Raw genomic sequence first — 12,743 nt, forward strand, 5'->3', positions numbered from 1 at the left:
CAGTGAAAAGACGTGGATGCCCGCAACAAGTGCGGGCATGACGACGGAGATTCCGCCCCGCTCCGGCCGGGAATGACACGCGTGTCATTCCCATAGTCCCATGCTAAAGACGCAGCCCATGACCCAACGCATCGAAGCCCGTTTCCAGAAGTGCCGCCAGGAAGGCCGCGCCGCTCTCGTCACTTATGTCATGGCAGGCGACCCGGATCCCGAGACCTCGCTCGCCATCCTCAAGAGCCTGCCCAAGGCGGGAGCCGACATCGTCGAATTCGGGCTTCCCTTCACCGATCCAATGGCCGACGGCCCGGCGATCCAGGCGGCGGGTTTAAGGGCGCTGAAGGTCGGCCAGGACACGGTCAAGACCCTCGACCTCATCCGCCGCTTCCGGGCTGAGGATGCGGAGACGCCCGTGATCCTCATGGGCTATTTCAACCCGATCTATGTCTACGGCGTCGACCGCTTTCTGGCGGATGCCAAGGAGGCCGGCGTCGACGGCCTCATCGTCGTCGACCTGCCGCCCGAGGAGGACGACGAGCTCTGCCTGCCGGCCCTCAAGGCCGGCCTCGCCTTCATTCGCCTCGCCACCCCGACGACCGATGACAAGCGCCTGCCGGCGGTTCTCACGAATACGGCGGGCTTCGTCTATTACGTGTCGATCACTGGCATCACCGGTGCCGCGACGCCTGATTTCGGCAAGGTCGCCACCGCCGTGGAGCGGATCAAGCGCCACACGTCCCTTCCCGTCGTGGTGGGCTTCGGCGTGAAGAGCGGCGCGCATGCGGCCGCGGTGGCGCAAGGCGCCGACGGCGTCGTGGTGGGCTCGGCCCTGATCGATGCCCTGAAGGGCACCCTCGATGCGGAAGATCGCGCAACGGCAGGGTCCGTCGAGGCGGTCACGAAGCTGGTGAAGGAATTGAGCGAGGGCGTGCGCTCGGTGGCAAAACGCGCGGCGGCCTAATACATAAGGCACGTCAGGCCGGCTCAGACCGGCCATGACGAGAGGATTGAAGCGATGAACTGGATTTCCGAAGTCGTCCGTCCGAAGATCAAGACGCTCTTCAATAAGCGCGAGACGCCGGACAATCTCTGGATCAAGTGCCCGGAGACGGGACAGGTGGTGTTCCACAAGGACGTGGAAGCGAACCAGTGGGTGATCCCCGGTTCCAACCACCACATGCGCATCTCCGCCACCCAGCGCCTGCAGCTCATGTTCGACAACGGAACATGGCTCGACGTGGCGCTGCCCGAAGTGGCCGTCGATCCGCTCAAGTTCCGCGACGAGAAGCGCTATGTCGACCGCCTGAAGGACGCTAAGGCCAAGACCGGCCAGCAGGACGCGTTCAAGGTTGGCTTCGGCCGGGTCGAGGACCTGCCGATGACCATCGCGGTGCAGGATTTCGGCTTCATGGGCGGCTCCCTCGGCATGGCGGCGGGCGAGGCCTTCATCAAGGGCGCCGAGACGGCGCTCGAAAAGAAGACCCCTTACGTGCTCTTCGCCGGCTCCGGCGGCGCCCGCATGCAGGAGGGCATTCTCTCGCTCATGCAGATGCCCCGCACCACGGTGGCGATCCGCCGCCTGCGCGATGCGCGCCTGCCTTATATCGTCGTGCTCACCAACCCGACCACTGGCGGCGTGACGGCGTCCTACGCCATGCTGGGCGATGTGCATCTGGCCGAGCCGGGCGCACTCATCGGCTTTGCCGGCCCGCGCGTGATCGAGCAGACCATCCGCGAGAAGCTGCCCGACGGCTTCCAGCGGGCCGAATACCTGAAGGAGCACGGCATGGTCGACGCGGTCGTGCACCGTCACGATCTGAAGCCCACCGTTGCCCGCCTGTCGCGCCTCTTCACCAAGGCGCCGGCTGCTAGCGCGACCGCCATTCCCGCTCCGGCCACCACCGAAATCACGGCTGCGGCTGCCGAGTAAGCGAGAACAGGGCGATGGATTCCTCCGATGCGCTGATCGCGCGCTTTCTCGCCCTGCATCCGAAGACCATCGATCTGTCGCTCGGGCGCATCCAGCGCCTGCTCGCGCAGCTCGGCCATCCGGAGCGCCGCCTGCCTCCGGTGATCCATGTGGCGGGCACCAACGGCAAGGGCTCGACCATCGCGTTCATGCGGGCGATCCTGGAAAGCGCGGGGCTCGCCGTCCACGTCTATACCTCGCCCCATCTGGTGCGCTTCCATGAGCGCATCCGGCTGGGCCAGTTCGGCGGGGGGCGGTACGTCACGGAGGACCGCCTCGTGGAGGCCTTCCGCCGCTGTGAGGCGGTGAATGCCGGAGAGCCCATTACAGTGTTCGAGATCACGACCGCGGCGGCCCTGCTGATCTTCTCCGAAGAGCCTGCCGACGTTCTGCTGCTGGAGGTGGGCCTCGGCGGCCGGTTCGATGCCACCAACGTCATTGACCGTCCGGCTGCGGCCGTGGTCACACCCATCGGCCACGACCATGCTGAATATCTCGGCACGACGCTGAAGGCGATCGCCGGCGAGAAGGCCGGCATCTTCAAGCGTGGCTGCCCGGCGGTGATCGCCCCGCAGGATTATCTGGAAGCAGACCAGACCCTGCGCGACGAAGCCGGGCGCATCGGCGCCTCGCCGCTCCTCGTGGGCCAGCAGGATTTCTCCATCCATGAGGAGGGCGGTCGCCTCGTCTACCAGGACGAGAACGGCCTCCTGGACCTGCCGCGGCCCAAACTTATAGGCCGCCATCAATTCGTGAATGCCGGCACGGCCATCGCAGCCCTTCGCGCCGCCGGCTTCGAGCAATTCGAGGCGCAGGCTTTCGAGGCGGGACTGACCCGCGCCGAATGGCCCGGGCGCCTGCAGCGCCTCAACCGGGGCCGCCTACCGGAGATCGCGCCGCCAGGCTGCGAGATCTGGCTCGATGGCGGCCACAACCCCGACGGCGGCCGGGTGCTCGCCGCCGCCATGGCCGACCAGAGCGAGCGCTCGGATGCGCCCCTCGTGCTGATCGCCGGCATGCTCGGCACCAAGGATTCCGGGGCCTTCTTCAAGAACTTCTCCGGCCTCGCCCGGGAGGTGGTCGCCGTGCCGATTGCCGGCCAGATCGCCGCCCGCCCGGCCGAGGAAGTCGCGGCGATCGCAGGCAGCGTCGGACTCACCACATCGATCGCCTCAAGCGTCGAATCCGCCCTCGCGTCGCTTCACAACTACGTCTGGGATCGCCCGCCCCGGGTGCTGATCTGCGGCTCGCTCTATCTGGCCGGCGAGGTGCTGGCGGCCAACGGGACGCTGCCCGAGTAGCTCACCGTCATCCCTGGACTTGTTCCGGGGATCCACATCTTTGAGGGCATAAAACGTAGATGGCCGGGACAAGCCCGGCCATGACGTCGAATTTGATTGTAGCGACAGCCTCAAGCCGAAGCCTGGATCCAGCGGGAGAGTTCGCCCTTGGGGGCGGCGCCGACCTTCTGGGCGACGACCTTGCCGTCCTTGAACATCATGAGCGCCGGAATCGACCGGATGCCGAGCTGGGAGGAGATCTGCGGATTCTCGTCCACATTGAGCTTGGCGATCTTCACCTTGCCGGCCATCTCGTCCGAGATCTCTTCGAGAGCCGGACCGATCATGCGGCAGGGACCGCACCACTCGGCCCAGAAATCGACCACGACGGGCTCGGAGGATTGCAGGACATCCTGCGCGAAGCTTGAGTCGGTCACCTTTACGGTCGCCATACCATCACCTTTGACGTTGAATGCGACTCATCCGAGCCGCTCGGCTATAGGGCCAAGGTAAGAACCGGCCTGCAGGGAATCAAGCAAGCGCACCGGCCCTCACGCCGCTTTGATGAGGGTAAGTGCCGATTCCAGCTCCGGTTCCATCAGCTCGTGGATGACCGGACCTGCTGTCCAGACCAGAAAGGTGCGGATTTGCCTTCCCGGATAGATCTCGGCGAGCAGCCTCCGGTAGAGGGCGAGCTGCGCCACATAGGATCGCGGCAGCGGCTGGCCTGCCTTAGGCGGTCGGGCCGTGGTCTTGAAGTCGGCCACTAGGATTTCGCTGTCCAGCACGGCGAGGCGGTCGATCTGGCCCGAGACCATGAGGTCGCCCCCGGCCGTCAGCACGCGTCCAGCAATGGGCGCCTCCGCCCGCGAAGCGTTGCCGAACAGAGGCTTCAGGTCTGGATGACCGAGGACATCCAGGGCATTGGTCAGGATCGATTCCCTTAACTCCGCGGCGAGCCGCGGGGCCCGAGCTGTCACGTAGGATCGTGCCATGCTCTCCCGGTGCTCCGGCGCCAGGGCCGGCAGGCGCTCCAGCAGGGCATGGACCAAGGTGCCGCGTAAGCGAGCCTCGGGCGCATAGGGCCCATCGCCCGGCCGTGTCATGCGATCGGCGGCGCCCAGCGCGCTGGACGGGCGGATCGGCGGCAGGGGCTCAGGCTCGGAGGCTGCAGTTTTAGTCAGCCAGTCCGGCACGGCGATGGGATCGAGCGGCGCAACATCCGCCTCAGTCGCCAGCGTGCGCGCCAGGGGCGAGCCGTCGCGCCACACGGAGATCGGGCCATAGGGAGCCTTGTCGAGCTCCAGGCCGCCGGCCTTGGCGACGAGACCGTGGCGGATCATCTCGCACCAGGCCTCCTGCGGCGATTCCTTCTTGCCCGTGAGGTAAGGCGCGATCACCAGCCGGTCCTTGGCGCGGGTCATGGCCACGTAGAGCAGGCGGTTGTGCTCCTCATGGCCCTTGGCGTGCAGGATCTCGCGGGCCTGGGTCATAGCGCTGGAGTCGGACGTCTTGCCCGGCGCCCAGACGGGGATTTTGTCGCCGGTTTTCGTCTGCAGCTGCAGCAGCGGCGGATCTCGGCCCAAGACCTCGCAGCCGTCGATGAGCACCACGACGGAGGCTTCCAGACCCTTGGCGCCGTGCACGGTCATCACGCGCACCTCGTCGTTCACGGAATCGAGGTCGCGCTTGATGGTGTGATCGGCGGATTCGAACCGGCTCAAGAAGTAGGTGAGCGACGGCGTCTCCGTCATCTCGAACTGATGCGCGAAGCACAGGAAAGCGTCGATGGCATCGCCCGCCTCGCTCCCCAGCCGCGCCACGAGCAGCGAGCGCCCACCGCGCGGGCCGAGCAGGGTGGCGAAGAAGCCGAAGGGGCCATGGACTTTGGCGAGTTCGCGCCAAGCGCTGAGTGCCTCGCATCCGCGCATTGCCTTCGCGTCGCCGGCTTCTGCATGACGCGTCAATGCCGCGTGGAGCGATTCCTCTTCCGCGCGATCGGTGGCGATGCGGATGAGATCGTCGTCGTTCAGCCCCACGAGCGGCGATTTCAGCGCGGTTGCAAGGGTGAGATCATCGTCCGGCAGCAGCGCCGCGCAGCCCGCAGCCACGAGATCGAGCACGGCGATATGCTCGCCGATGTTGAGCCGGTCGGCGCCCGCCACCGGCACGCCTGCCTCCTTCAGCGCGCGGATCACCGCTTCAAACGCCGCGCCCCGTTTTCGCACCAGCACGAGGATGTCGCCAGCCTTCCACAGGCGGCCCATTTCGTCGCCCCTGGTGGTCCAGCATTTGACGGCTTGCGCGATGCGCCGCGCCACCACCACGGGGGGCGATTGCTGCTCGGGCTCGTCGACCGGCAGCACCCAGGCCTCGGGTTCTTCTTCATCCGCGGGAGTCTCGACGGGCCACAGCTCCACGAGGCCGGGCGCATGCGGGCGCGCACTCTCGTGTACGGTGCCGATCGCCTTGTCCTCGAAGGACAGGCCCTTGAAGTGACGGTCGACCGCAAATGTCGCGTCCACGGCCGAGAGCACCGCTCGGCCTGAGCGGAACGACATGGTGAGCGACACGTCCTCGAAGGCGAGTTCGGCTTCGCGCACCTTCTGCGACCAGCTGCGGCGGGTCGTCTCGAATTCCTGCGGGGCCGCTCCTTGAAAGCCGTAGATCGACTGTTTGGGATCGCCCACAGCAAACAGCGTACGCACGCGTGTAGCCGCAGCACCGGCGCCGGAAGTGAAATCTTCCGTGATCTTGCGCAGGATCTCCCACTGTTCCGGATTCGTGTCCTGCGCCTCGTCGATCAGCACGTGATCGATGCCGCGATCGAGCTTGTAGAGCACCCAGGCCGTGTCGCCGCGCGAGAGCAGCGCCAGCGTCTTGTCGATGAGGTCCTGGAAGTCGAGAGCGCCAAGACGCATCTTCGCCTGCTCGACGCGCGCGTGGATCTCAGCCGCCAGCGTGAACAGCGCCGTCGTGCGCTCGGCGGCGCGCGCCGCCTTGCGCTTGTCGATGAGCGAGCACACGCGGTCCTGCTCGCGCAGCAGCTCGTCCTTTAGGCTCTCGCTCACATCCTTGGTGAGGAAGGCGGAGCCCTTGCGGGGCGTGCCGCCATCCGTGAGGAAAACCGAGAGATAGTTTTCGAGTTTCTCAGGCAGGTCCTTGGCCTCGGCGGCTGCGATGAGGGATGCGGCGCGCTTCTGATCGGTCGATTTTCCGCCAAGCAGCTCCTGGGCGATGGCCGGCCATGTCTCCGGCTTGAGACCGCCTTCCAGCATGGTGCGCTCGATGGCTTCGAGCGTTTCATCCGAACCCAATCCCAGTTCCTTGCGCAGCCGCGCCGAACCTTTCGGATCGTGCAGGAACGCCTTGCATTTCAGGGCCGCATTGATGGCTGAGGCGAGGGCATCACCCACTGCGTCGACGCTGATGATGTCGAGGGCCTCGGCCAGCGCTGGAAAGTTGCCGCTCGCGGCATCGGCCATCACGTTGGCGGTGGCCTGGGCCAGCATCTCGTCGGTCTGGCTCTCGTCGAGCACGGCAAAGCGCGCCGGCACGTTGGCCTCGAAGGGCACGAGGTGCAGAAGCCGTTCGCAGAAGGCGTGGATGGTGTCGATCTTCAATCCGCCAGGCGTTTCCACCGCGCGGGCGAAGAGCGTACGCGCGAGCTTCACCTGTTTGCGGGTCGGCCTTTCGCCTTCGAGTTCCGTGAGCTCCGCGACGAGGCTCTCCTCGTCGAGCGTCACCCAGCGGCCCAAACGCTCGAAGACGCGGATCGCCATATTGGCGGCGGCCGCCTTGGTGAAGGTGAGGCACAGGATGCGGCCCGGCAGCGAACCGCTCAGCAGCAGGCGCACCACACGATCGGTCAGCACCTTGGTCTTGCCGGCACCCGCATTCGCCGACACCCAGGCGGAGGCGCGTGGGTTCGCGGCGCGGCGCTGCGCGTCCTTGGTGTATTGCGGGATGACGAGATCGGTGCTCATTCGAAGCCCTCAGCCCCGCCGGCACTGGCGAGCGACCATTCCTTCACGCGCGCCAAGTGATCGTATTCCGAGAAGCGCCGCGCATATTTCGGGAAAGGCCGCGAGAGATAAGCGGCTTCACCCTTGGCGTAGCGTACAATCATCCCCTCAAAGCGGCGGCGATGCTCTTCCACGATCTCCGCAACGGGACGCGTTTCCTTGCCCGACGGCCCGATCTCGCGGGGCTTGATCGGTTCGCGTCCGCCGGTGGTGTGGACGTAGATCAGATCCGGCGTCTCCTTCGCCTTGGGCAGGCCTTTGAAGGCGCCTTTCATCAGCATCATGGCCTCCAGCGTGAGCTGCGGCGAGAAGCCGGCATAGACTTCCCGAATGCCGGGCGGCTGGCCGGTCTTGAAATCGATGATGGCGAAGCCGCCGTCGCGGCGGTGCTCGATCCGGTCGGCGCGGGCGCGCAGATGGAAGATGGAGCCATCCGGCAGCGGTACCGACAGCGATCCCGAGCGCTCCGCATACACATCCACAAGCGTGGGACGGCGGGCCTGCTCCCACACCACGAACTCGGTGGCAAGCCGCGTGAAGCGCGGCCACCATTCGGCATAGAGTTCGGGATAGGCTTCGGCGATGTCCGCGAAGGCGTCGGCGCCGAGCGCGAGCAGGATCTCCTGCGCATGTGCGGGCAGGGCCTTCGGATATTGCTCGGCGAATTGGCCCAGCACCTCGTGAATGATCGTGCCGCGATCCGCAGCGCTCGGCGTGACGGCAATCGCGTCGAGGGCGTCGAGCTTGAGGATGTGGCGCGCGAAGATGGAATAGGGATCGCGCACCAGCGTCTCGATTTCCGTGACGCTTAAACTGCGCGGGAACAGCGCCGGATCGGGCTTCGGCCGTGGGCGCGGTAGGGGCGGCGCGGGCTCGGGCGTGTCGAGGGTACGGGCGAGGCGGCGGTAAACCTCGCCGGCCTTCGTCATCTGCTCCCACGTCTCCTTGCCGGTGAAGGCCTTGAGCCGCTGCAGGAAGCGCGAGGGCACCATGGGCGATCCATCGCGCTTGTGGGCGCGCGTGATCACGACGTCGTGGGTGCCGAGCGCCTGCACGAAATCGTGCGCGGTCTGGCCGATGCGCCGCTCCGGCGGCATCAGCCCGACGCGCGAGCGCATGGGCCGGTTGAGGAACGCATCCGTCACCGTGCGCGGCGGCCAGGTGCCTTCGTCCAATCCGCCGAGCACGACGCGATCAACGGAGAGCAGGCGTGCTTCGAGCAGGCCGAGAATCTTCAGGCGGCGATGGGTCGAGCGCGGCGAGGGGCTTAGACTGCGCTGCTTGGCCAGCGCGTTGAAGAAGGTCGGGTAATCGACGAAGCGACCGCTAAGCGGATGGCCTTCCTCCGCGCGGATATCCGAGTGCTCCAGGTCGTCGAAGAGCGCCGCGAGCGCTTCCTTGGAGGCGTCGTCGGCGGATTCCTCCGCGTCGTCTTCAGGGCCAGCCCAGAGCTGCTCGACAGCCCGGCGATGGTGCTCCACCAGGCCCATGAGATCGAGCTTGCCCTCGCCGTGCACGGCAGGTGTGAACGTCTCGAAAGCAACGCCGAGGCGCTGAAGCAGGTCGTCGGCGAGGTCCCAGTCGGTCTCGGTGAGGCGCTTCACCGGACGTGGTGCACGACGATCATTCTCAGAGCGTCGGCTCGCGAGCGCCGCGCGGATGCCATTAATGCCGAGAGCGGGCGCGGGCCCGCGCAGTACGCCGATCTCGAGCACGCTGGCTGCATGTTCAACGGTTTCACGCGACAAGCCCAGACGCACCATCGGATGAGCGAGCAAAGCGAGCAGCCGCACGGGCCGCAAGTCATCGGCCGCCGCTTCGGCGGCCAGTCGCGCAAGACGTCCGGCCGGGGTGTCGGAGAGCGGGATACCGGCGGAATCCTCCACGCTCAGGCCCCAGCGGGCGAGTTCCGCTGTCACGCGCGCGGCAAGAGCGCGATCAGGCGTGACGAGAGCTGCGGTCTTGCGGGGATGAGCGATGGTTTCGCGCAACGCGATGGCGATGGACAGCGCCTCTTCGCGCTCGTCCATGGCCTCGATGATGGCGAGGCCCTCGCAGCCGTTGCGGCTCAAGGAGACACGATCCTCCGTCGAGACCAGCGACCAGCGGTCCGTGGTGTCTGCCGGGCGGAGCGCTTCCGAGAGCAGATGATTGCGCGCTCTCGCCGCCTCCGGCAGCTCACCTATCACGGTGACTGCGGAGCGCAGGATGCGCAGGTGCTTGTCGAGAAGGCGTCGGAGCGAGGCCTGCGGATGACTGTGCACGGGATCCGTCTCGTCGTCGCCGTGGCCGCCGATGGTGGACCAGCTCTCCTCGTCGAGATCGGTGTCGAGGCCGGGCAGCACGATGGCGCCTTTGGGAAGCCGCGCGATCACGCCCATGAGGTTTGCGGTGGCCGGCATGGAGCCGGTGGAACCTGCAACGATGATCGGATGCTCCGGCCGCTCGCGGGTGAGGCGCCGCGCTTCCGCCTCCAGCAGGGCGTTGCGACGCTGCGCCGGATCGCTCGCCTGCCGCTCGGCCAGAATGTTCGGCCAATTCTCGCTGGCGATCTGCACGAAGTGGCGGGTGATCTCGAAATACTTGGAGTAGTCGGCATCCACGGCCAGCTCGAGGGCATGCCAGTCGATGCCTTCCGTGGTGAAGGCATCCATTAGGGTTTCGAGATCGCCCGCGAGGTTCACCGCATCGGCCGGCGAGGCCGGCACCATGAAGGGCACGTCGGGGCCGAGTTGCAGCAGCGCGCGGTCAACTTGAGCCGACCAGCGCTGCACGAGCCGTGTGAGGATGAGACGGCGCTCCAGGGGCGGAATCGGGGGTTTGAGGCTTGCGGCTTCCTGCAGCGGCGTGCCTTCCAGGCCCGTCAGTTCGAACTCGGCCTCGTCGGTTTCCCCCAAGGGCACGATGCGCGGCAGGAGCTGGGCCCGGCCGTCACCGCGCTCGGCAAGGAGCGCGATCAGCGCCCGGGTGGCGCGCCGGTTGGGAACATAGATCGTGATGTCGGCGAGAGCCGCTGGATCGTCGCTTAAGGGACCGACAAGACGGCCGTCGAACAGCGCGTCCACCAGGGTCGGCAGGAATGCGCAACCCGGAGGAATGGAAAAAACGCGCGGATCGGCTGGCACCTCACACTCTCACTGCTTGCTGGCGGCAAGGCATCGTTCGGCCTCGGCAATCGCCTGAGGCTCTCCAACATGCAGCCACTGCCCCTCCAGGCACAAGCCGTAGAGACGGCCGTTGGCGATGGCGCGGTCGTAGAAGGCATTGGCCGAGAACGGTCCGTCCGGCGTGCCGTGCACCAGTTCCGGCTTCACGATGGCGACCCCCGCGTAGGCGAAAGGAGCGCTATCGTCGGACCCGCGACGGCGCAGACGGCCGTCCGGATCCTGGTGAAAATCGCCCCGGCCCTCGAATCCGATGCTTGTGGATAACGGGGCCACGAGCATCAGGATGTCCATCCTGTCCGGATCCCAGGCCTGCACCAAGCGTAGCAGATTCGGCTCTTTGCCTTCGATCCAGAGGGAGTCGGAGTTGAAGGTTATGAAGGGCTCATTGCCCAACAGGGGCAGGGCCTTCTTCACGCCGCCACCGGTTTCCAGCAGCTCGCCGCGCTCGTCCGAGATGACGATGCGGGGCGTCTCGCGGGTGCGCAGGTGCTCTTCGAGCATGTCGGCGAAGTGGTGGACGTTCACCACCGCCGTCTCGACGCCCGCCTCGTGCAGCTTGTCGAGGGCGAAGTCGATGAGGCTCCGGCCCGCCACCTTCACCAGGGGTTTCGGCATGGTGGCCGTGATCGGCAGCATGCGCTTGCCCAAACCTGCGGCGAGGACGATGGCTTTGCGGGGCACGCGCGGAGGGGTCTGGGACAAAGGATTGGCTCAGGATTCGGGAGGGGCTTCATCCGCGGGCGGGATGAGCCGCGGCAGATGGGTCTCATACCAGCCCTTGAGCTTCCCCAGGGCCGGATGGGCGAGGTTGCGGATGAGGTAGGATTCGATCCGCGGCAGGTGTTTGAGGTAATGCGGCTTGCCGTCCCGCCGGTCGAGGCGGGCGAAGATGCCGAGGATCTTGGTGGCGCGCTGGCCCGCCATGATGGCGTAGGCGCGGGCGAAGGCCGACACGTCGAAACCCGGATCGGCCGCCTTCCGGTCGCGGGCATAAAGCCCGATGAGCTTCAGTTCGAGTTCCGGCGGCACCGTCACGCGCGCATCCTGCAGCAGCGAGGCGACGTCATAGGCGGGCGAGCCCAACACCGCGTCCTGGAAGTCGATCATGCCCACACGCTGCAGGCCTTCGCGCCCCGGCAGCCAGATCAGGTTGGGCGAGTGGTAGTCGCGCAGGGTCCAGGTGACAGGCGCGGAGAGAACCTCGCCCAGGGTCTCGGTCCAGAGATTGACGAACTCCGCCCGCACCGAGCCCGAGAGCTGCGTGCCGATGATGTGCGGCACGTACCAGTCGAGCAGCAGTTCCACCTCGATCAGAAGCGCCTCGAGATCATAAGCCGGGATCGTGTGGTCGATGCCATCACTGACGGGCAGCACCTGCGGCAGGGTCTGGCCATGGAGCTGGGCGAGGAGGCGCGTGGCCTCCGCATAGCGGTCCGGGATCGGTCCGCTCTCGTCGGCGACGGGCTCGGCGCCGAGATCCTCGATGAGGAGCAGGCCCGCCTCCAGATCCTCGCCGTAGATATAGGGTGCGCTGAAGCCCAGCGCCCGCAGGCCCTTGTCCATGGCCACGAAGGCGTGAACCGTTTCGGCAAGCTTGGCGATGGTCGTGTAGGGCTTGCCGCGCCGCACGGCGGGCCCGATTGGGCGCGGCGGCGAGATCATCAGGAGCGCGGTCGAGCCGTCGGGCTTCACGAGACGCTCGTAGGAGCGGATCACCGAGGCGTCGCTCATCATGGGCTGGCGCTTGGCATCACCCCAGCCGCAGCGCTCCACCAGGTTGCGATAGGCTTTCATGCGCTGGAGCCGGGACGCGAAGGCGCCCGTGCCGGTCAGCATGACGAGCCGGCCCTTGCCCTGGCCGCCAGGGGCGAAATCGAGGCGGATGTCGAGATGCTCCGGCTTCAGCGCGTCCTCGGCTCGCTCCGGCCATTCGACGAGGGAGATGGCGTTCTCCGTCATCTCGTCCCAGCCCAGCTCCACCAGCTCGTAGCCGCCGGACAGGCGGTAGAAATCCGCATGCACGATGGGGCTGCGCGGGCCGTCATAGACCTGCATCAGGGTAAAGGTGGGGCTCGGGACCTCAAGCTCCGGATCGCCCGCGAGAATGCGCACGAGGGCGCGGGCAAGCGTCGTCTTGCCGGCTCCCAGGCCGCCCGACAGGGTCACGAGATCGCCGGGTTTCAGCTCCTCGGCCAGGATGCCGGCGAAGCGCTCCGTCGCCTCGTGATCGGGAAGCGTCACGATCCATGCGGCCTGCATAAGTTCCTGATCGGGCATGAGGGCCAATCCATTCACCATCGCTGTT

At 66.6% G+C, this 12,743-nt stretch carries 8 protein-coding genes; 3 read left to right on the forward strand and 5 right to left on the reverse strand.

Annotated elements, in window-relative coordinates:
* Window positions 1-118 precede the first annotated feature (118 nt).
* The 3 genes from trpA to FHR70_RS15865 are packed head-to-tail and all read left to right on the forward strand — an operon-like array spanning window position 119 to window position 3,267.
* Window positions 119-958, forward strand: a complete 840-nt coding sequence (trpA, locus tag FHR70_RS15855; protein ID WP_183451886.1) for a tryptophan synthase subunit alpha — start codon at window positions 119-121, stop codon at window positions 956-958.
* A gap of 54 nt (window positions 959-1,012) precedes the next feature.
* Entirely contained in the window at window positions 1,013-1,927 is a 915-nt protein-coding gene (gene accD / locus FHR70_RS15860) for an acetyl-CoA carboxylase, carboxyltransferase subunit beta (RefSeq protein WP_183451888.1), read from the forward strand.
* Window positions 1,928-1,941: 14 nt separating this feature from the next.
* A complete protein-coding gene (locus FHR70_RS15865) occupies window positions 1,942-3,267 on the forward strand; it encodes a bifunctional folylpolyglutamate synthase/dihydrofolate synthase (protein ID WP_183451890.1) in 1,326 nt (441 codons plus the stop codon).
* Window positions 3,268-3,377: 110 nt separating this feature from the next.
* Here FHR70_RS15865 and trxA read toward each other — a convergent pair whose 3' ends face one another.
* The 5 genes from trxA to tsaE all read right to left on the reverse strand — a co-directional run bounded on the left by trxA (window position 3,378) and on the right by tsaE (window position 12,736).
* On the reverse strand, window positions 3,378-3,698 hold the full coding sequence (trxA, locus tag FHR70_RS15870) for a thioredoxin (RefSeq protein ID WP_036360939.1): 321 nt from the start codon (window positions 3,696-3,698) through the stop codon (window positions 3,378-3,380).
* 99 nt (window positions 3,699-3,797) lie between these two features.
* Entirely contained in the window at window positions 3,798-7,232 is a 3,435-nt protein-coding gene (gene addA / locus FHR70_RS15875) for a double-strand break repair helicase AddA (RefSeq protein ID WP_183451892.1), read from the reverse strand.
* A complete protein-coding gene (gene addB / locus FHR70_RS15880; RefSeq protein WP_183451894.1) occupies window positions 7,229-10,396 on the reverse strand; it encodes a double-strand break repair protein AddB in 3,168 nt (1,055 codons plus the stop codon). Before addB ends, addA begins: the two co-directional genes overlap by 4 nt.
* A gap of 9 nt (window positions 10,397-10,405) precedes the next feature.
* Window positions 10,406-11,140 carry a nucleotidyltransferase family protein gene (locus FHR70_RS15885; RefSeq protein ID WP_183451896.1) on the reverse strand — a complete coding sequence of 245 codons (735 nt, stop codon included), beginning with the start codon at window positions 11,138-11,140 and terminating at the stop codon, window positions 10,406-10,408.
* A gap of 9 nt (window positions 11,141-11,149) precedes the next feature.
* Window positions 11,150-12,736, reverse strand: coding sequence for a tRNA (adenosine(37)-N6)-threonylcarbamoyltransferase complex ATPase subunit type 1 TsaE (gene tsaE, locus FHR70_RS15890; protein WP_183451898.1), 1,587 nt, complete (start codon window positions 12,734-12,736; stop codon window positions 11,150-11,152).
* Window positions 12,737-12,743 lie beyond the last annotated feature (7 nt).

The sequence above is a fragment of the Microvirga lupini genome (genome assembly GCF_014191055.1).
Lineage (GTDB): Bacteria > Pseudomonadota > Alphaproteobacteria > Rhizobiales > Beijerinckiaceae > Microvirga > Microvirga lupini_A.